Below are 19,062 nucleotides of genomic sequence, written 5' to 3' on the forward strand. Positions count from 1 at the left end.
TTGACGCCGTACGGGCTTGCCGGACGGCGGTGGTTCATGCGGTGCGCTTGCCGCGGGGCTTGGCCGACTTGGCGGGCTTGGCGGGCTTGAGGGGCTTGTCGGCCGTGAGGCCGGAGGCGGGGGTCTCGTCCGCGGTCGCGGTCTCGGGCTCGGCGTCTGCGGTCGCCTCGGTGTCGGCTTCGGGGTCGGTGTCGGCTTCCGCCGTCTCCGTCTCCGCCGTGGTGTCCGTGTCCGTGTCCGTGGTCTCGGTCTCCGTCGCCTCGGGCTCCTCGGCCGTCTCGACCTCGGTCTCAGCCTCGGCTTCGACCTCGGCCTTGGCGTCCGGGTCCTCGAAGTGCTCGTCGAGGACGGCGTCCAGCTCGGCCGTCCAGGTCTTGAGCAGGCCGCGGGACTTGGCCTCGACGTGCGCCTCGAACCACCGGCGCGGGCCGGTGTAGACGGTCACCTTGAACCGCTTGCCGAAACGCGGCGTGTCGATCTCGACGGCGCCGATCTCGTCCCAGGTGAAGTCCGCTTCCTCCTCGTCGAGGCGGAAGACGATGCCCACCTTGTCGGCGAGGATCGTGGCGCGGCGGTCCGAGACCTCGAACAGCGGCTCGCCGCGGTCCTGTTCCTCGTCCGTCTCCACGTCGTCGGCGTCCTCGGCCGCGGCCGGTTCCTCGGCCGCCTCCGCCTCGGGCTGCTCCTCGGGCACGGCGGACGCGGCGCCCGCGGAGGCGTCCTCCGCCGCCGGCGCCGTGGTGCCCTCCGGCGCATCCGTGTCGGCCGCTTCCGGGGCCGACTCCTCGGCCGCGTCGGAACGCGGGGGCAGGAGACCTGGCACGAATGCCGGATCGGTCCCTGCGGGGTGTATCGCCGGTGTGATCGAACCTGTGCGCTGCTCCACGGCGGGCAGTATTGCCGATAAACCTGTGCTGTCAACAGCCGGGCACGCTTATGGGGGACGCGCACGCGGGCGCCGTACGCTTTTATACGACCTTGCGCCGCACCAGCGCGCCCAGCATCACCGCTGCGGGCAGCGCGGGGAGCCACGCGGTGATGATCCGGTAGCCCAGCACCGCCGAGGTCGCCGTTGCGGCTGGCGCCCCCGCGGCGACCAGCGCGACGCCGAGCGCCGCGTCCACCGAGCCCATGCCGCCGGGCGTCGGCACACCCGCCGCCAGGCATGTCGCGGCCAGGTACGCGATGGCCACGTGCGCGGCCGGTACGGGCAGCGCGAGGGCGTGCGCCACCGCGACCAGCGCGGCCGCCTGGAGCGCCGGGAAGGCCAGCGACCCGCCCCACAGCGCGAGCGCCCGCGCGGGCCGCAGATGCAGCGAGCGCGCGTCCGCCAGCGCGGTGGCCAGGAAGCCGCGCAGCAGCCGCCGCAGCGGGCGTACGGCCACGGCGGTGACCACGGCGAGCACGGCGGCGGCCGCGGTCGCCGCGACGACCACCAGGACCGTGCCGCCCGTCGGGACCAGCCCGTGCACCCGCAGCGCGTGCGGGAAGGCCAGCAGCAGCGTCGCGAGCAGCGTCACCCGGGCGACGGACTCCGCGAGCGAGTACAGCGCGAGCGCGGCGGAGGTACGGCCCAGGGGCAGGCCGCAGCCGCGCAGGAAGCGCAGGTTCACCGCTCCGGCGCCGATGCCCGCGGGGGTGAGCTGGTTCGCGGCCTGCGCGGCGAACTGCGTCGCGAGCAGGCGCCCGGCGGGCAGCGGCTCCAGCACGGTGCCCTGTCGCGCGAGTGCGACGGCGACCCAGCCGAGCGCGGTCGCCGCGAGTGCCGCGCACAGCCAGGCCCGGTCCGCCGCGACGAGGTCCCGCCACCCGGTGGCGAGCAGCGCGCGGTGCGCGAGGGCCCAGCCGCCGAGGGCGGCCCCCGGTACGAGTGCGGCGGCGGCCCGCCAACCCTTTCCCACGGCCGTCACTCTCGTGCCCGCGTACGACGCGGGGGCGTCCGCGGGGCGACCCGGAGGTGACGTCTCCTCTGCGGAGGGCGGCGCCCCGCGCCCCCGGGGTTGCCCGGTGGGGCGGGGGCGCCCCAGGCAAAAGGGGTGCCCCGCAGGGGGGAGGCATAAGGTCAGGTCAGCGAAGGGAGAACGTCAATGTCTGAGCCCACCACGCCAGTGGCCCTGGCGTCCGGGAGTTTTCTGCTGGGCGGGGATCTGCCCGTCACCCGTCTGGGGTACGGGACGATGCAGCTGACCGGGCCGGGGGTGTGGGGGGACCCCGCGGATCCGGACGAGGCGGTGCGGGTCCTGCGGCGTACCGCGGAGCTGGGCGTCAACTTCATCGACACCGCGGACGCGTACGGGCCCTTCACCGCGGACCTGCTGCTGCGCAAGGCGCTGCACCCTTACGCGGACGACCTGGTCATCGCGACGAAGGCGGGCTTCACCCGGCCCGCGCCGGGGGTGTGGGTGCCGGTGGGGCGGCCGGAGTACCTGCGGCAGCAGGTCGAGCTGAGCCTGCGGCACCTCGGGGTCGAGCGCATCGACCTGCTCCAGCTGCACCGCATCGACCCGAAGCTGCCGGTCGCCGAGCAGGTCGGGGAGCTGGCGGCGCTCCAGTCGGAGGGCAAGATCCGGCACATCGGGCTGAGCGAGGTGACGGTCGCGGAGATCGAGGAGGCGAGCCGCACGGCGACGATCGTGTCCGTGCAGAACCGTTTCAACCTGGCCGACCGCGCCTCCGAGGACGTCCTGGACCACTGCGAGGCCCGCGGTCTGGGCTTCATCCCGTGGTTCCCGCTGGCGACGGGCGCCCTCGCGGGCACCGACAGCCCGCTGACCCGCATCGCGATCGAGCACGACGCGGCCCCCTCGCAGCTGGCCCTCGCCTGGCTGCTGCGCCGCTCCCCCGCCATGCTCCCGATCCCGGGCACCTCGTCGGTCGCGCACCTGGAGGAGAACACCGCGGCGGCGGGCATCCAGCTCACCGACGAGCAGTTCCAGGCCCTGGAGGCGGCTGCCTCCTGAGCGCGGGCCACCTCACCGGGGCCGGGCCGAGCCCGGCGTGACGAGGCCGGACTCGTAGGCGGCCACCACCGCCTGGGCGCGGTCGCGCAGGCCGAGTTTGGAGAGGATGCGGGTCACGTGGGTCTTGACCGTCGCCTCGCTCACGCCCAGGCCCGCGGCCAGTTCCGCGTTGCTGAGGCCGCCCGCGAGATGGCGGAGGACCTCGGATTCGCGCGGGGTCAGCGCCGCGAGGTCGCGGTGGACGGGGGAGGCCCCGCCGGGGTTCGCGGCGAAGCGTTCGACGAGGCGGCGGGTGATGGCGGGGGCGAGGAGGGCGTCGCCGGAGCGGACGAGGCGCACGGCGGCGACCAGGTACTCGGGGGTGACGTCCTTGAGCAGGAAGCCGCTGGCCCCGGCGGCGAGGGCGGCGTAGACGTAGCGGTCCAGGTCGAAGGTCGTGAGGATCAGGACCTGCGGGTCGTCGGGGGCGCCGCCGAGGATGCGGCGGGTGGCCTCCAGGCCGTCGAGTCCGGGCATGCGGATGTCCATGAGGACGATGTCCGGGCGGGTGCGGCGCACCGCCGCCACCGCCTCCTCGCCGTCGGCGGCCTCGGCGACGACCTCGATGCCGGCGGCGGTGAGGATCATCCGGAAGCCGGTGCGCACCAGGCCCTGGTCGTCGGCGATGACGACCCGCAGGGGCCCTTCCGCTGCTGCGTTCACGCGTCCCCCACCGGGATGACGGCCCGGACCCGGTAGCCGCCGGATATGCGGCGTCCGGCGTCGAGGGTCCCACCGTAGACGGCGAGGCGTTCGCGCAGGCCCAGCAGTCCCCGGCCGTTGCCGGTGGAGGCGGCCGGGGAGGGGGCGCCGCCGGTGTCGGCCACCTCGACCTGCACCTCGCCGGGGCGGTAGGCGATGCTCACGGTGACGCTCGCGCCCGACGCGTGCTTGACGGTGTTGGTGAGCGCCTCCTGCGCCACCCGGTAGGCCGCCAGGTCCACGCCCGCGGGCAGCGGGACGGGGGTGCCGGTCACGGTGAAGGCGACGGCCACGCCCGTGCCGCGCACCCGGTCGGCGAGCGCCCCGACCTGCCCGAGTCCTGGCTGCGGGGCCAGCTCCGCCTCGGGCACGGTGCCGGATCCGGCTGCGCCGGGGGTGTCCGGCGCGGTGGTCGTCATCGACAGCAGGCCCATGACGTGCCGCAGTTCGGCCATCGCGGCGCGACCGGCGGCCTCGACAGCGAGCAGCGCCTCGCGGGCCATCTCGGGCTCCTTGTCCAGTACCGTGCGGGCGGCTCCGGCCTGCACGGTCATCATGCTGACGTTGTGCGTCACGACGTCGTGCAGCTCGCGGGCGATCCTGGCCCGTTCGTGCTCGACGGCGAGCTGTGTGGCGGCGGCCTGCTCGGTCTGCATGGTGCGCATCCGCTGGCGCCAGATGTGCACGGTGTTGGCGGCGAGGCCGAGCGGCAGCAGCAGCATGAAGGGCAGGAAGCTCGGTGAGACGGACGGCAGGGCCTGCTGGCGGGCTATCAGCAGCACGACGCCGCCGGTGAGCAGCGCGCCGATCGCGCGCCGCCGGTAGGGGCTGTGCAGGGCGGCGGCGTAGGCGGCGAGCACCGTCGAGACGAAGGTGAAGAAGGTCGCCGGATCCTCCACCCCGTTGACCGCCCAGGAGTGCGCGGTCAGCGCGTGGAAGAGCAGCGAGGAGCAGAGCACCGCGGTGAAGGCGCTCAGCGGCCACCGGCGGCGTACCGCGAGCGGCAGTGCGGTGAGCGCCCCCAGGACGATCAGCCACAGCGCGGGCTCCGGCGCGCTGTGGACGAGCGTGTGCGGATCCACCAGCAGCAGGCGCTTGCCGGGGTGCGGCGGCGGGACGGGCACGGGGGGCACGCCCGGGGGTGCGGGGGAGAACTGTGCGCCGGAGCGGATGGGGCCGTCGCCCGTCGCGCCGTTGGCCGTGGCGTACGCGGTGGCGGCGGCCAGCACGACGGCGGCGATCACGTCCGCCGTCCAGGCCCAGCGCGACAGCGGCTGCGGCGGCGACCGGCGGGCGGTCGGCCCCGGGCCCAGCAGCTCGGCCAGGGCGGCCCTGACGCGGGCTGCCCCGGCGGCGACGCCCTGCGGCGTCCTGCTGACCGGCCTCACCGGCTCCGACGTGCTCACGCGTTCAGTGTGCCGGGCTCCCACCGCCCCCCACATCCCCCCTCCGTCGCGTCCCGCACCCCCGTTGTACGACCGGCCGCGTACACCCCCGGGATGACGCCGAACGGGGTCCGACCACCGCGGTAGCCGCCTTCCACACGGCGGCCGACGCGCTGCCGCGGGCCCCGCTCCTAGCGTCTTGGGCACTGACCGAACAGCTCGGGGGAGGACCCGGATGAACAGTGCACCCCTCATCGACATCCGCGAGGTGCGCAAGAGTTACGACGACGGCCCCGCGGCCCTGGACCGGCTCGATCTGACCGTCCGCGCCGGTGAGGCGCTCGCGGTCCTGGGGCCTTCGGGAAGCGGCAAGTCGACGCTGCTGAACATGGTCGCGGGCCTGGACCGGCCGACCGAGGGCAGCGTCACGGTCGACGGCGTCCGCGTCGACACGCTGAGCGAGACCGGGTCCGCGCGCTACCGGCGCGAACGCATCGGCATGGTCTTCCAGTTCTTCAACCTGCTCGACGACCTGACGGTGCTGGACAACGTGCTGCTGCCCTCGCAGCTCGTCGGCGCGGGCCGGGCGCAGGCCCGGGTCCGGGCGGGGGAGCTGCTGGACTACCTCGGCATCGCACGGCACTCGCGCGCCTACCCCGGGCGGCTGTCCGGCGGCGAGCGGCAGCGGGTCGCGGTGGCGCGGGCGCTGATGAACCGTCCGGCGCTGCTGCTCGCCGACGAGCCGACCGGCGCGCTGGACACCGCGTCCGGCGCGGAGGTGCGCGCGCTGCTCACCGAGCTGAACGCGGACGGCCAGACGATCCTGCTGGTCACCCATGACCTCGCGCTCGCCGAGGCGTGCGCGACCCGCACGATCGAGCTGGTCGACGGCCGGATCGTGCGGGACGTCAGCGGCCGCGGCCCGGCGAACGGCACCGCGGCGGTGGCGCGATGAGCGTGCTCGGCAAGGTGGTGCGGGCCGGGGTCGGGCGGCGCCGCGTCCAGACGGTCGTGATGACGCTGACCACGATGCTGGCCGTCACGGCGTCGATCATGGCCGCGGGGCTCGTGGTCGCCTCGCGGGCGCCCTTCGACCATGCCTTCGCGCAGCAGCGCGGCGCCCATCTGACGGCGCGCTTCGACGGCGCCAGGGCGACCGGGGCGCAGGTCGCCGCGACCGCGCACGCCACCGGGGTCACGGCCGCGGCCGGGCCGTTCGCCGTGGTCACCGCGTCCCCGCGGGTCACCGGGAGCGGCGGCGGGACGGTCACCTCGCAGTCGGCGCCGCTGACGATCGCGGGCCGGGCCGACCGGGGCGGCCCGGTGGACGCGCTCACGATGCTCAAGGGCCACTGGCTGACCGGCCCCGGCCAGATCGTGCTCGCGGCGCAGGACGACGGCCCGAGTCTCTTCCAGCCGGGTGCGACCGCGCAGTTCACGAGCCTGCCCGGGGCGCCGAAGCTGACGGTCGTCGGCCTCGCGCGTTCGGTCAGCAAGACCGCGGACGCCTGGGTGGCGCCCGCGCAGCTCGCCGCGTTCGCCGGGCCGGGCAGCACCCCGTCGTACGAGATGCTCTACCGCTTCGCGCACGCCGGGACGAGCGGGCAGGTCGCGGCGGGGAAGGCGGCGGTGGCCGCGGCGGCGCCGAAGGGGGCGCTCACGGCGGGGCTGTCGTATCTGACGACCAAGCATGTCGCTGACGAGCACAGCGCGACGTTCGTGCCCTTCATCGTCGCCTTCGGTGTGCTGGGGCTGGTGATGTCGGTGCTGATCATCGGCATCGTGGTGAGCGGCGCGGTGAGCGCGGGCACCCGGCGGATCGGGGTGCTCAAGTCGCTCGGGCTGACGCCCGGCCAGGTGGGGCGCGCGTACATCGGGCAGGCGCTGATCCCGGCCTCGGTCGGCACCGCGCTGGGCGTGCTGCTCGGCAACCTCGCGTCGCTGCCGCTGCTCAAGCAGGCCTCGGACGCGTACGGCGCGGGGTCGCTGGCGGTGGCGTGGTGGCTGGACCTCGTGGTGCCCGCCGGGGTGCTCGCGCTGGTGGTGGCGAGCGCGCTGGCGCCGGCGCTGCGGGCGGCCCGGCTGCGTACGGTCGAGGCGCTCGCGATCGGCCGTACGCCGCGGGTCGGGCGGGGGCGGCTGGCCGCGCGGGTCGCCTCCCGGCTGCCGCTGCCGCGGGCGGTGACGATGGGGCTGGCCGGGCCGTTCGCGCGGCCGGGGCGCTCGGCGACGATCTGGGTGGCGGTCGCGTTCGGCGCGGTCGGTGTGACGTTCGCGTTCGGCCTGGGGTCGTCGCTGTCGGCGATCCAGGACGGCCTCAACCGCGACACCCCCGGCCAGGTCACCGTTCCCGTGTACCCGCCGCCGACGGACGCGCAGCCGCCGGTCGCCGCCGGCGGTGCGCCGCCCGCGCCGGTGGCCCGCCCCGAGGCGGTGGACCGCGGCAGGCTCGTGAGCGCGATCACCGCGCAGCAGGGCACCGCGGGGTACGTCGGCACCAGCGAGGCGCAGGTGGGTGTCGCCGGTGTGCCGGGAGCGGCGCGGGCGGCGGCCTACCAGGGCGACGCGTCCTGGGCGGGCTTGCAGATGGTCTCCGGCCACTGGTTCACCGGCCCCGGTCAGATCGTGGTGGGGCACCGCTTCCTGGAGGCCACCGGTACGCAGGTCGGCGGGACGGTCACGCTCGAAGGCGACGGGCGCAGCACGCGGGTGACGATCGTCGGCGAGGCGCTGATCGTGGACGACGCCCTGCGGTTCTCCACCGACTACCGGACGCTCACGGCGATCGGCGTCGAGGCGCGGCCGGAGATGTTTCACGTGAAACTCGCCCAAGGGACCGATATCGGCGCCTATGTGTCGGCCCTCGACACGGCACTCTCCCCGCTCGGCGTCGAGGCGATCCCGTCGAGCAGCGGCACCAGCGCCACCATCGTCGCGATGGACACCCTCATCGCCACCCTCACCCTGATGCTGGTCCTGGTCGCGGGGCTCGGCGTGCTCAACACCGTGGTGCTGGACACCCGCGAACGCGTCCACGACATCGGGGTGATGAAGGCCCTGGGCATGTCGCCGCGGCAGACGATCGCGATGGTCGTGACGTCGGTCGCCGGTCTCGGGCTGCTCGCCGGGGTGGTCGGTGTCCCGGCCGGGATCGCGCTGCACGGGGTGATCGTCCCGTCGATGGGCTCGGCGGCCGGCACCCGGATCCCGCACGCCGACATCGCCGTCTTCCACCCGGGCGTCGTCACGCTGCTCGCCCTCGCGGGACTGGTGATCGCCGCCGTGGGCGCGCTGCTGCCCGCGGGCTGGGCCGCCCGCACCTCGACCGCGACGAGCCTCAGGACGGAATGAGCCGGGCGGCCCGGAGGGTCGGCCGGAAAAAGGACGGAAAGGGGATGGCGCCCCCGCATATCGTGGTGTCGGCTTCGTACGGCACACTCTGCTGAGACAGGCAATCCCGTTGTGTGGGGGGACTCATGATCATATTCGGTACGCGGACCTATCTCTATGCGCTGGCCATGCTCACGCTGGTCTGCGGGCGCTGCGGAAATCCGGCGGCGCACTCGCTCAAGAAGCGCGTCACGAAGTTCACGCTCTTCTTCGTGCCGCTTTTTCCGCTGAACACCAAATACATGACGCAGTGCACCTTCTGCGGTGTCGCCCAGGAGATCTCCAAGGAGCAGGCCGAGCAGCTCCAGGCGGGCGGCGTGCAGCCGCAGCCGGCCATGGGCCAGTCCCCGGTGCACGACCACCAGCGCCCTACCGCCTGAGCATCCGCCTCAGGACTGCCTGACCACGTCAGCGGCCGCGGGCCCGCCCTCCCGGGCGCCCGCGGCCGCTGCCGTGCGCGCGGGTCCGCACCGGGGCGTTCCCACCGGGCCGTACGAGGACCGCGTGCCGGTTGTTGCCGGGCCGTTGCGCGGTCGTTGTACGGCCTTGGTGCGCTTCCCCGTTCCTGGGGGCAGACTTCGGTACGCGGGGGCCCGACCCGGCGGTGCGCCGGGGGCGGGAGACCGGGAGGCCGGGTGCCCCGGGGCAGGAGGTGGTGTGCGTGAGCGACAGCCCGCTGCTGGCCGTGCGCGGAGTCTCCAAGCGGTTCGGCGCGGTGCAGGCGCTCCGCGAGGTCGGCCTGACGGTCCGGGAGGGCGAGGTCGTCGGCCTGGTCGGCAGCAACGGTGCGGGCAAGTCCGCGCTGGTGAAGGTTCTTTCCGGGGTGACGCCGCCGGACGAGGGCGTGGTGGAGTGGCGTGGCAGGCCCGTCGAGCTGCGCCGCCCGCAGGACGCGCTGGACCTGGGCATAGCCACGATCCACCAGGACCTGGCGCTGTGCGACAACCTCGACACCGTCCAGAACCTCTTCCTTGGCCGGGAGTTGCGCACCTTCGGGATGCTCAGCGAGATCCGGATGGAGAAGCGTGCCCGCGCCCTGCTGGACAGCCTGTCGGTGCGGATCGAGAGCCTGCGCACGCCTGTCGCGTCGCTGTCCGGTGCGCAGCGGCAGGCGGTCGCCATCGCGCGGGCGCTCATCGGCGAGCCGCGGCTGATCGTCCTCGACGAGCCGACGGCCGCGCTCGGCTCCCGGCAGGCCGCCCGGGTGCTGGAGCTGGTGCAGCGGCTGCGCGAGCAGCACCTCGGGGTGCTGCTGGTGAGCCCGGAACTGGATGAGGTGCGGGCGGTCGCCGACCGGGTGGCGGTGCTGCGGGTCGGCCGCAACACGGGCCTGTTCGACACCAGGTACAGCACCCAGGAGCAGATCGACTCGGCCATCACCGGCAACACCACGATGGCCGCCGACCTCCAGCAGAGCCTGCTGCCGCACGGCCTGCCCGACCAGAACGCGCTGGACGTCGCCTACCGCTACCTGCCCGCCCAGGCGAGCGTGGGCGGCGACTGGTTCGACGTCATCCCGCTGCCCGGCGCGCGCGTCGCGCTGGTCGTCGGCGACATCGTCGGGCACGGCATGCACGCGGCGGCCACGATGGGCCGGCTGCGGACGGCGGTCTTCAACTTCTCGATGCTCGACCTGCCCCCGGACGATCTGCTGGCCCACCTGGACGACCTGGTCGGCCGGATCGACAAGGACGAGACCGACGACGGGCCGGGGCAGCCCGGCGGCGCGGCCCCCATCACCGGCGCGACCTGCCTGTACGCGGTGTACGACCCGGTGACGCGTATGTGCGAGATGGCCAGGGCCGGTCATCTGCCGCCCGCGCTGGTCGGCCCGGACGGCACGGTCGAGCTGCTGGACGTGCCCGCGGGTCCGCCGCTGGGCCTGGGCGGACTGCCCTTCGAGGCCGCCGAGTTCCGCCTGGACGAGGGCAGCCGGCTGGTCCTCTACACCGACGGGCTGGTCGAGGACCGCAGCCGCGACATCGACGTCGGCCTGGACGCGCTGCGCGCCGCGCTCGCCGGGCACCCGGAGCGTACGGCCGACGAGACGTGCGACGCGGTCGTGCGCGCGCTGCTGCCCGCCGCGCCCACCGACGACATCGCGCTGCTCGTCGCCGGGACGCGCGCGCTGCCCGCGAGCCGTATCGCCCGCTGGGACGTGCCCTCCGACCCGTCCGCGGTGGCCGCCGTGCGCAACGCGGCGACCGACCGGCTGGCCGCGTGGGGCCTGGAGGACCTGGCGTTCACCACCGAGCTGGTGCTCAGCGAGCTGATCACCAACGCGATCCGCTACGCCGGCGGGCCCATCGACGTACGGCTGCTGCTGGACCGCACCCTCATCTGCGAGGTCGCCGACGCCAGCAGCACCAGCCCGCACCTGCGGTACGCCGCGACCACCGACGAGGGCGGGCGCGGGCTGTTCCTGGTGGCGCAGCTGGCCGAGCGGTGGGGCACCCGCTACACCAAGGACGGGAAGATCATCTGGGTCGAGCAGCGCATCCCCCGCGCCGCCCGACCCTGAACACCCCCGTGACCGGGCGGATTCAGCCGACCAGCAGCTGCCGCCGCAGGTCGCGCACGTCGCGGCTGTCGAAGCCGAGCGCCTTGCCGAGGTAGCGGTCGAAGGAGCCGTACTTCTGAGCGACCTCGTCGAAGCCGGCGTTCAGGTACTCCGGGCGGACGTCGAGCAGCGCCTTGTACGCCGGGCGCATCGCCTCGGGGAGCTGGGCGAGGGCGGCGGCGTTCTCGGCGGCCCGGTAGGTGTTGCTGGCCAGGTAGTCCTGCATGACGGTCGCGCGCGGCACGCCGAGCGCGGTCAGCAGCGTGGCGCTGGCCCAGCCGGTGCGGTCCTTGCCCGCGGTGCAGTGGTAGACCACGGCGGCCTCGCGCGGGTTCACCGCGGCGTCGACGAGCGTGGTGTAGGCCTTCTTGGCGTTGTCGCCGGAGACCATGGTGCGCTCGCCCTCGGTCATCATCTGCACGGCCGCGTCCTCGGTGGTCGGCAGCGCGCCGGACAGCGCGTCGCCCAGCACGTCGGCGACGACGTACCGGGTACCGGCCGGGAGGCGGTCGGGGGCGGTGGAGCGCTCGGTGGAGGTGCGCAGGTCGATGTCGGTGCGGATGCCGAGCCGGTGCAGGGTCGCGAGGTCGGCGTCGGTGAGGGTGCTCAGGTCGCCGGAGCGGTAGAGGACGCCCATCCGCACCCACTGGCCGTCGGTGGTGCGGTAGCCGCCCGCGTCGCGGAAGTTGGGGGCGGAGGCGAGGTGCAGCGAGCGGTCGGCGAGCGTCAGCGGCTGCCCGTGGTCCGGGACCAGCTCGAACCACCAGCGGTCGGCGGTGCCGGGCGAGGGCACGGTGACGGTCGCGGTGCCGCGGCCGGTCGCGACGGCGTGGACGCGCGCGATGTGCTGCTGGTCGCGCCCGGCGTAGACGGAGACGCGGCCGACACCCGGGGCGGAGGTCCAGCTGAGGGTGAACGAGCCGTTCGCCTGCCGCGTGACGGTCGCGGCGGTGAAGGGGATCGCGTGGTGCGCGGCGGGCTTCGCGCTGTGCGCGGGCTTCGACGCACGCCCCGGGTGGGCGGAGGCGGCCGCGGTGCCGCCCGCGAGGGCGCCCAGGGTGAGGGCGGCGGTCACGCCGGTGGCCAGGACGCGACGGCGGCTGAGGTCGGACATGCGATATCTCCTGAGGTCAGAGGTGACATCTATACGTCTAGATTTCGCGGATGACGCCCCGGACCCGCCCGCCGTACGCCCCGCCGACGCCCAGGTGAACTCCAGGTGCGCGACCGTACGGGCGGGCCTTGCGCTCTAGACTCCGTACGGTGTTGCAGCGCCACGGCACCGTCCCCCTCTACCTCCAGCTCGCGCAGCGGCTCCAGCGCCGGATCGACGCGGGGGAGTTCCGTGCGGGCGCGGCCCTGCCCAGTGAGCCGGAACTGGCCGCGCACTACGCCGTCAACCGGCTGACGGTGCGGCAGGCGATGGGCGAGCTGGACCGGGCCGGGACGATCGAGATCCGGCGCGGCATCGGCACCTTCGTCCGCACCCGCGTCCCGCAGGTCTCGGTGCACGTCAACCCGCGCACCCAGGCCGTGGACGCGCCGCCCGGCCCGGACGGGGCGCCGCCGCCCGACCCGCAGGCCGCCCGCGTCGAGCGGGTCCTCGGCACCGCCCCCGCCGACGAGGGCGGCGAGGCCGTCCGCGCGCTGGAACGGCCCGCGGCCGAGCTGGGCCGGATCGACACCCTGGTCGCCCCGGACGACCGGCCGCTCGCGGTGTGCAGCTACTGGCTCGGCGCGGAGCTCGTCCCCGAGGTGCTGCCCGCGCTGGAGGCGACCGCCAACCTGGCCGCGGCCCTGCACCAGGTGCTCGGCCACCCCGTGGAGTACGACTGGCGGGCCTTCTCCGCGACCGCCGCCGACCTCACCGACGCACCGCTGCTCGGCGTGCCCACCGGCCACCCGCTGCTGGTCCGCGAAGGGGTGAGCTGCGCCCCGGACGGTAGGCCGCTGTACTTCGTCCGCCGCCGGATCCGCGGCGACGCGCTGCGTTTCGTGCTGCACTACCGCGACTGAGCCGGGTGAAAACGCAGGAGCCGGGCCCCGAGGGACCCGGCTCCTGCGTCGAAGAACGGTCAGTGGCGGCCGAAGGACCGCAGGTAGGCCAGCGTCGGGGTGCCGAGGCCGGTCGCGTCGTCGTAGCCGCGGACGGCGTTGAGCGAGGTGTCCTGGCCGAAGGCGACGAGCCGGACGGTCAGCGCGCCGTTGACCTCACCGAAGTCGACGATGCTGCTCAGCGGGGTCTTGGCGTGGTGCGCCGCGTTCTCGTCGACGACGTCGCGCAGCAGGTTCGGGTGCGCGTAGAGCACCGGGTTGGCGAAGCCGATCGCGTGGTGGCGGGCCTGGATCGCGTCGGCCTGGAGCGCGGCGAACTCGGGCGAGCTGACGCTCGTACCGCCGTAGCCGCCCTCGCTGTAGTCGGCGCCGTCGGAGATGCCGACCAGGACCGAGGTGTAGAGGTCGCCGTTCATCGACACGTCGGGGGTGACGCGCTGCGCGGTGCGGCTGTGCTCGCCGGTCATCAGGGTGTGCGCGAGCGCGGACGGGACGGCGCCGCGCTGGTAGGCGGGCTGGGCGAAGTCCTCGCTGGTGCCGCCGCCACCGCCGAAGTAGAAGGGCGCGGGCACCGAGGGCACCCAGCTGGTGCCGTCCGCCGACAGGTTGGAGCGCAGCGTGCCCATGTCCGTCTCGAAGCCGTACGTGCCGGACTTCGAGGAGATGCCGAGCGCGGTGCCGCCGACCGAGGTCACCCACGGGTCGGAGTCGGGCCAGTTGGCCTGCGCGCGCGGGGTGTCCTTCTGGCAGTTGGCGCCGGTCGCGGCCGCGGTCGGGCCGGAGTCGCCGCAGTCACCGGCGGAGAAGCCGACGCCGATGCCCTCGGCCGCCGCCTGCTGGAAGACCTGCTCGTAGGCCGCGATCTCGGACGCCGACACGTCGGCGTTGTCCGTGGTGTGCATGATCTCGCCCCACGAGTTGGAGATCACGTCCGCGAGGTGGCCGTCCACGATCGTGGTGATCGCGCCGAGCAGATCGGTGTCGTTGCAGGAGTTGGCGCCCACGTAGACCACGTTCGCGTCCGGCGCGAGGCCGTGCGCCATCTCGACGTCCAGGGCCTCCTCGGGCGCCCAGCCCTCGGGCCCGCCGCACAGGTCCTGGTCCTCCCACTGCGACGGGTCGACGACCTCGCGGTACTGCCCCGGCCGGAAGGCCTTGTCGCCGTGCGCGGTGGCGTACTGATCGGCGTCGGCGAGCATCGTCGAGGAGGCGTAGGCGTCCACGATGGCGACCGTCGCGCCCTTGCCGGTCAGGCCCGAGGCGGTGATGCCGTAGGCGTTGCGCAGCTGGGAGGGGTAGAAGGAGCACTGGTCGAACGGCACGGCGCCCTTGGCGTATCCGGCCGGACCGGCGGTCGTCGTCTTCTGGCCCCAGTAGTCCGAGCATGTCGCGGTGGTCGGCAGCTGGTCGGCGGGCTCGTTGTGCCCGGCGGTGGCGGTCGTCGGGCCGCCGTCGTTCGTGCGCACGTAGTCCGGGCGGACGACGTTGTCGCCGGCCGAGCTGAGGCCCGTCACACCGAGGACGGCGGAGGCGACGGACGCGGGCACGGTGACGTTCCGGGCCGGGGCGTGCCGCAGCGTGCCGCTCACCCGGTAGGTGTGGATGGCGGTGCCGAACGCCTTGGTGATCGCGGAGTTGGTGCCGCGTACGGTCACGGCGTGCGTGGTGCTGCCGAGCACGGTGAGACCGGCGCCCTTCGCCCACGTGGTGACGGCCTTGACCTGCGCGGCCGTGGCGCCGAACCGCGCCTGGTACTGCGCCGGGGTCAGGAACTGCCCGTAGGCGGCGTTCGCCGGGTCGGACACCGCGGTGGCGTACGCGGCCAGGCCCGCCGGGTCCTGGCCGGCGAGGTAGACGGTGCCGGTGATCTCGGTCGAGGAGGACACGGCGCCGGTGTCACCGGCCGCGGTCGCCCACGCCGGGTGGCTGTCGGCGATGGTCTTCGCGGTCGGCGCGGCGGCGCCGGAGGCGGCCTGCGACGGGGCGGCGATCAGCAGCGAGCCGGACGCCAGGGCGAGCGAGGCCGCCGCGATCACGGCGGCCCGCACTGCACGGGGGGTGGATATGTCGGTGATGACGACTCCAACGTGAGGTTCGGTGAGCGGACTTGGCCGTTCGGTAACCGCTCATGGCGGCACCGGGCTGTAGTGTGCACGCCAACCGAACCCCGGGGGAACCGTCGCAGGCGGTCCTTAGCTGGACCTTTAACTTCCGGCCCGCCGCGGGGACGTCACTTGTAGACCTTGCCCGGCTGCGGATTCCCCGGCGCGAGCAGCTGCTTGACGGTGACGAAGGTGTAGCCCTGCTGCTGGAGCGTGGCGATGATGCCGGGGACGGCCGCGACCGTGCCGTTGTAGCCCTTGTTCGTCGGATCGACCAGATCGTGCAGCAGGATGATGCCGTCCCGCTTGGTCTTCTTCAGGATCCGCTGCTGTATGAGCTTGGAGTCGGTGGTCTTGTAGTCCGCGCCGTCCGCGCTCCACACCACCTCCGACATGCCGAGGTCCTTGGCGATCGCGGTGACCGTGGAGCTGGTACGGCCCTGCGGCGGGCGCAGCAGCGTCGGCCGCACGCCGATGACCTTCTCGACGGCGTCCCGCCCCTCGGTGATCTCCTTGCGGACCTCGTCCTTGCTGATCTTCGTCAGGATCTGGTGCGACCAGGTCAGCGTCTCGACCTCGTGGCCCTGCGCCGCCATCTCCTTGACCATCTCCGGGTGCTTCATCACGTGGTTCTTGCCGAGCGTGAAGAAGGTGGCGTGGACGTGGTACTTCGCGAGGATGGCCAGGATCTGCGGGGTCCGCACGCTGGGGCCTGCGTCGAAGGTGAGGGCCACGCACTTGGCCTTGCGGCAGTCGACGGTGCCGCCGTCGGAGGTGGCGGCGAAGGCCGCGGGGTGCGCGCCGGTGTTGCTGCGGGCGCTGGAGGGGTAGGTCGCGTCGTAGCCGTTGCAGCCGGTCAGGGCGGTGCCGAGGGCGGCGGTGCCGAGCAGGGCGGCGAGAGCGCGCTTGCGGGTGCGGCCGGTGGTGCGTATGAGATGCGCGAGGCGCATGCGGAAGTCCTCCCCGTTGACGGTGGATTCGCCCACCGCGGGCGGACCGCGTGGAACTATACACATCGCGTATAGCTGGCCCCGCGCGGGGGCCGGGGCGCCTGGGCCCCGGCCCCGTTCGCGGACGGTACGCGTACGGTGCGCGGAACGTTCGCGGACGGTGGGCCGCCCGTACGACGCCCGTACGCCGCCGGTACGACCGTACGTCAGGCCGCGTTCAGCTCCGCCACCGCGTCCGCGGGCAGCACCAGGTCCGCCGCCGCGATGTTCTCCCGCAGGTGCGCCACCGAGGACGTGCCCGGGATCAGCACCATCGCCGGGGAGCGCTGGAGCAGCCAGGCCAGCGCGGTCTGCTGCGGGGTCGCGCCCACCCGCGCCGCCACGGCCTCCAGCGTCGCCGACTGGAGCGGGGAGAAGCCGCCGAGCGGGAAGAACGCGGCGAAAGCGATGTTCTCCCGCGCGGCCCGGTCCACCAGGGCGTCGTCCACGCGGTGGGCGATGTTGTACAGGTTCTGCACCGTGACGACCGGCGCGATGGCCTGCGCCTCGGTGAGCTGCGCGTCGTTGATGTTGCTCAGGCCCAGGTGCCGGATCTTGCCCTGCTCGCGCAGCTCGGCGAGAACACCGAAGCCCTCGGCGATCGACCCCTCCGCGGGACCCTCGACGTCGCCGACCCGCAGGTTCACCACGTCCAGCGCCTCGACGCCGAGGTTGCGCAGGTTGTCCTCGACCTGCGCGCGCAGGCTCTCCGGCGACAGCGCCGGCAGCCACGCGCCCTTGTCGTCGCGCCGCGCACCGACCTTCGTGACCAGGACCAGGTCCTCGGGGTACGGGTGCAGGGCCTCGCGGATGATCTCGTTGGTGACGTGCGGGCCGTAGAAGTCGCTGGTGTCGATGTGGGTGACGCCCAGCTCGACCGCCGTCCGCAGCACGCGGACCGCCTCCGGCCGGTCCTTCGGCGGCCCGAACACGCCGGGCCCCGCGAGCTGCATCGCGCCGTATCCCATCCGGCTGAGGACCAGTCCGGGCGCGGGCGTGAACGTCCCTCCGGGGATGCTCGTCATTTCTGCGTGCCGCCTTTCACTGCGGTGGGGGCTTACCGTTCTCACCCTCCCTCGCCGGGGGCGCCGCACCCAGAGCCCTCCGCTTCCTGGGACTGAGAGTCCCCCCTTGCGGAGGCCTGCGGCCCGCGGCGGGGCACCGCGCGCGCGACCACCCACCGGGGGAAGATCCCGGCGCGGCAGAATGGGGCAGCCCGGAGGGTTGAGCCAACCCCGGGGCAGGGCAGGTTGCGGGGAGCGGTAGCGAAGGAGAGCTCATGGCGGGGGTCGGCCGGCGGACGGGCCGGGCAGTGGTGATCGGCGGCAGCCTCATGGGCATGCTCGCGGCGGCGGCCCTGTCCGAGACGATGAACGTCACGATCGTCGAGCGGTACGAACTCCCGCACGGCCCCCTCCCCCGCCAGGGGGTCCCGCAGGCACGGCACGCCCACCTGCTGTGGTCCGGCGGCGCCCGCGCCCTCGACACGCTGGTGCCCGGCGCCTCGGACGCGCTGCTCGCGGCGGGCGGCCGCCGTATCGCCGTCCCCTCCGACCTCGTCGTGCTGACCTCCGGCGGCTGGCTCACCCGCTTCCCCGAGCAGCAGTTCTTCCTCTCGGCGACCCGCGACCTGCTGGACTGGGCGGTACGGGAACGGGTCACCCGGCTGCCCGGCGTGCGGACGCTGGCGGGCCGCTCCGTCCTGGGCCTGCGCGGCACCGCGACCGCCGTCACCGGCGTGCTCGTACGGGACGGGCGGCGCGACGAGACGCTGGAGGCCGACCTCGTCGTGGACGCGAGCGGGCGCGGCTCCTCCATGCCGCGTTGGCTCGACCGGCTGGGCCTGCCCACGGTGCGCACCGACGTCGTCGACTCGGGCCTCGGCTACGCCAGCCGCTTCTTCCGGGCACCGCGCGGCACGGAGTCCTTCCCGGCGGTGAACCTCCAGGCCGACCCGCGGCAGCGGGTGCCCGGCGTCAACGGCACGATCCTGCCGGTCGAGGACGGGCGCTGGCTCGTGACGCTGTCCGGTACGCGCGGCGCGCAGCCGACCGCCGACCCCGACGCGTTCGAGGCGTTCGCCCGCACCCTGCGGCACCCGGTGATCGCCGACCTCGTCTCCCGGATCACCCCGCTGAGCGACGTGACCGTCTCGCACAGCACCGTCAACCAGCGGCGCCGCTACGAGCGCATGCGGGTGTGGCCGGAGGGCCTGGTCGTGCTGGGCGACGCGCTCGCGACGTACAACCCCCTCTACGGGCACGGGATGTCGGTCGCCGCGCGGCACGCGGTGGTGCTGCGCGACGAGGTCGCCCGCCGCCCGGGGCCGGGCCTGGCCCGCCGGGTGCAGCGCGGGGCCGCGCGCGCGGCGGACGCGGCGTGGGCGCTGGCTGCGGGGCAGGACCTGCGCTACCCGGAGGCGGAGGGCCGTGCCCCGGGGCCGCTCGGCGCGGTGATGACCCGCTATTCCGACCGGCTGATGCACACCGCGACCCGCCGCCGCGGTGTGAGCCGGGCCTTCCTCGACGTCATGAGCCTGTCCGCCCCGCAGGCCGCCGCCCTGCGCCCGGACGTCCTGGCTACGGTGCTCAGCCCCGTCCACCCGGCCCCGCTGGAGGACCCGCCCTTCACGGCGGCGGAGCGCGACCGGATGATCCCGCTCTTCACGGGCAAGGACGATCAGCGCGGCTGACGATCAGGCGGCCTGAGCGGGGGGGCCGGGCGCGCCGCGCCCGCGCCCGTGGGGCTGACGATCAGTGGCGCTGACGGTCAGGGGTTCGCGCGCGTCCGCGGTGACGATCAGCGGCGCTGACGGTCAGGTGGCCTGCGCGCGGCCGCCCCCGCCCCGCGACCGGCGGGCTGATGATCAGCCGCCCTGAC

The 19,062-nt window shown here is 74.3% G+C and carries 14 protein-coding genes and 2 pseudogenes; 8 read left to right on the top strand and 8 right to left on the bottom strand.

Annotation, left to right across the window (positions count from 1 at the left end):
• Positions 1 to 34: 34 nt before the first annotated feature.
• The gene (locus ACWERV_RS03035) at positions 35 to 823 is read right to left on the bottom strand and encodes a hypothetical protein (protein ID WP_452927948.1); all 789 of its coding nucleotides are present in this window, start codon (positions 821 to 823) and stop codon (positions 35 to 37) included.
• Positions 824 to 968: 145 nt separating this feature from the next.
• Positions 969 to 1,901 carry a lysylphosphatidylglycerol synthase transmembrane domain-containing protein gene (locus ACWERV_RS03040; protein ID WP_452927951.1) on the bottom strand — a complete coding sequence of 311 codons (933 nt, stop codon included), beginning with the start codon at positions 1,899 to 1,901 and terminating at the stop codon, positions 969 to 971.
• Positions 1,902 to 2,087: 186 nt separating this feature from the next.
• Here ACWERV_RS03040 and ACWERV_RS03045 point away from each other — a divergent pair, with 186 nt between their 5' ends.
• Positions 2,088 to 2,960, top strand: coding sequence for an aldo/keto reductase (locus ACWERV_RS03045; RefSeq protein ID WP_398174655.1), 873 nt, complete (start codon positions 2,088 to 2,090; stop codon positions 2,958 to 2,960).
• 12 nt (positions 2,961 to 2,972) lie between these two features.
• On the opposite strand, the gene ACWERV_RS03050 is transcribed toward ACWERV_RS03045, so the two are convergent.
• Both ACWERV_RS03050 and ACWERV_RS03055 read right to left on the bottom strand, forming a co-directional pair.
• Entirely contained in the window at positions 2,973 to 3,587 is a 615-nt protein-coding gene (locus tag ACWERV_RS03050; protein ID WP_452928076.1) for a response regulator, read from the bottom strand.
• 71 nt (positions 3,588 to 3,658) lie between these two features.
• Positions 3,659 to 5,107 (bottom strand): sensor histidine kinase, encoded by a 1,449-nt coding sequence (locus tag ACWERV_RS03055; protein WP_452927955.1) that lies wholly within the window; start codon positions 5,105 to 5,107, stop codon positions 3,659 to 3,661.
• Positions 5,108 to 5,321: 214 nt separating this feature from the next.
• Between ACWERV_RS03055 and ACWERV_RS03060 the strand changes: the two genes are divergently transcribed.
• From ACWERV_RS03060 to ACWERV_RS03080, 5 genes and pseudogenes are all read left to right on the top strand, one after another.
• Complete coding sequence (locus ACWERV_RS03060; protein ID WP_452927958.1) at positions 5,322 to 6,041, top strand: ABC transporter ATP-binding protein; 720 nt, start codon at positions 5,322 to 5,324, stop codon at positions 6,039 to 6,041.
• Positions 6,038 to 8,437 (top strand): FtsX-like permease family protein, encoded by a 2,400-nt coding sequence (locus ACWERV_RS03065; protein ID WP_452927960.1) that lies wholly within the window; start codon positions 6,038 to 6,040, stop codon positions 8,435 to 8,437. The genes ACWERV_RS03060 and ACWERV_RS03065 overlap by 4 nt, the downstream gene beginning before the upstream one ends.
• Before the next feature lie 125 nt (positions 8,438 to 8,562).
• Complete coding sequence (locus ACWERV_RS03070; protein ID WP_452927963.1) at positions 8,563 to 8,856, top strand: zinc-ribbon domain-containing protein; 294 nt, start codon at positions 8,563 to 8,565, stop codon at positions 8,854 to 8,856.
• A 335-nt stretch (positions 8,857 to 9,191) separates the two neighbouring features.
• Positions 9,192 to 9,641, top strand: a pseudogene (locus ACWERV_RS03075) (ATP-binding cassette domain-containing protein); the annotation flags it as partial.
• A 198-nt stretch (positions 9,642 to 9,839) separates the two neighbouring features.
• Positions 9,840 to 10,997 (top strand): annotated as a pseudogene (locus ACWERV_RS03080) (ATP-binding SpoIIE family protein phosphatase); the annotation flags it as partial.
• Positions 10,998 to 11,019: 22 nt separating this feature from the next.
• Here ACWERV_RS03080 and ACWERV_RS03085 read toward each other — a convergent pair.
• Complete coding sequence (locus tag ACWERV_RS03085; protein WP_452927964.1) at positions 11,020 to 12,150, bottom strand: tyrosine-protein phosphatase; 1,131 nt, start codon at positions 12,148 to 12,150, stop codon at positions 11,020 to 11,022.
• Between the two features lie 149 nt (positions 12,151 to 12,299).
• Here ACWERV_RS03085 and ACWERV_RS03090 point away from each other — a divergent pair, with 149 nt between their 5' ends.
• Complete coding sequence (locus ACWERV_RS03090) at positions 12,300 to 13,052, top strand: GntR family transcriptional regulator (protein ID WP_452927967.1); 753 nt, start codon at positions 12,300 to 12,302, stop codon at positions 13,050 to 13,052.
• A gap of 59 nt (positions 13,053 to 13,111) precedes the next feature.
• On the opposite strand, the gene ACWERV_RS03095 is transcribed toward ACWERV_RS03090, so the two are convergent.
• The 3 genes from ACWERV_RS03095 to ACWERV_RS03105 form a co-directional block, all read right to left on the bottom strand.
• The gene (locus tag ACWERV_RS03095) at positions 13,112 to 15,139 is read right to left on the bottom strand and encodes a S53 family peptidase (RefSeq protein WP_452927970.1); all 2,028 of its coding nucleotides are present in this window, start codon (positions 15,137 to 15,139) and stop codon (positions 13,112 to 13,114) included.
• 182 nt (positions 15,140 to 15,321) lie between these two features.
• Positions 15,322 to 16,143, bottom strand: a complete 822-nt coding sequence (locus ACWERV_RS03100) for a polysaccharide deacetylase family protein (RefSeq protein ID WP_452927973.1) — start codon at positions 16,141 to 16,143, stop codon at positions 15,322 to 15,324.
• A 206-nt stretch (positions 16,144 to 16,349) separates the two neighbouring features.
• Positions 16,350 to 17,207 carry an oxidoreductase gene (locus ACWERV_RS03105; RefSeq protein WP_452927976.1) on the bottom strand — a complete coding sequence of 286 codons (858 nt, stop codon included), beginning with the start codon at positions 17,205 to 17,207 and terminating at the stop codon, positions 16,350 to 16,352.
• 254 nt (positions 17,208 to 17,461) lie between these two features.
• Between ACWERV_RS03105 and ACWERV_RS03110 the strand changes: the two genes are divergently transcribed.
• Positions 17,462 to 18,874 carry an FAD-dependent oxidoreductase gene (locus ACWERV_RS03110; protein WP_452927979.1) on the top strand — a complete coding sequence of 471 codons (1,413 nt, stop codon included), beginning with the start codon at positions 17,462 to 17,464 and terminating at the stop codon, positions 18,872 to 18,874.
• The last annotated feature ends 188 nt before the right edge of the window (positions 18,875 to 19,062 follow it).

The organism is Streptomyces sp. NPDC004031 (genome assembly GCF_053604375.1).

What these genes read in the sequence shown, in the direction of transcription:
- ACWERV_RS03085 (WP_452927964.1), bottom strand. Translation starts at nt 12,150, where the DNA reads ATGTCCGACCTCAGCCGCCGTCGCGTCCTGGCCACCGGCGTGACCGCC.
- ACWERV_RS03110 (WP_452927979.1), top strand. Translation starts at nt 17,462, where the DNA reads ATGGCGGGGGTCGGCCGGCGGACGGGCCGGGCAGTGGTGATCGGCGGC.
- ACWERV_RS03065 (WP_452927960.1), top strand. Translation starts at nt 6,038, where the DNA reads ATGAGCGTGCTCGGCAAGGTGGTGCGGGCCGGGGTCGGGCGGCGCCGC.
- ACWERV_RS03045 (WP_398174655.1), top strand. Translation starts at nt 2,088, where the DNA reads ATGTCTGAGCCCACCACGCCAGTGGCCCTGGCGTCCGGGAGTTTTCTG.
- ACWERV_RS03070 (WP_452927963.1), top strand. Translation starts at nt 8,563, where the DNA reads ATGATCATATTCGGTACGCGGACCTATCTCTATGCGCTGGCCATGCTC.
- ACWERV_RS03100 (WP_452927973.1), bottom strand. Translation starts at nt 16,143, where the DNA reads ATGCGCCTCGCGCATCTCATACGCACCACCGGCCGCACCCGCAAGCGC.
- ACWERV_RS03050 (WP_452928076.1), bottom strand. Translation starts at nt 3,587, where the DNA reads ATGATCCTCACCGCCGCCGGCATCGAGGTCGTCGCCGAGGCCGCCGAC.
- ACWERV_RS03105 (WP_452927976.1), bottom strand. Translation starts at nt 17,207, where the DNA reads ATGACGAGCATCCCCGGAGGGACGTTCACGCCCGCGCCCGGACTGGTC.
- ACWERV_RS03060 (WP_452927958.1), top strand. Translation starts at nt 5,322, where the DNA reads ATGAACAGTGCACCCCTCATCGACATCCGCGAGGTGCGCAAGAGTTAC.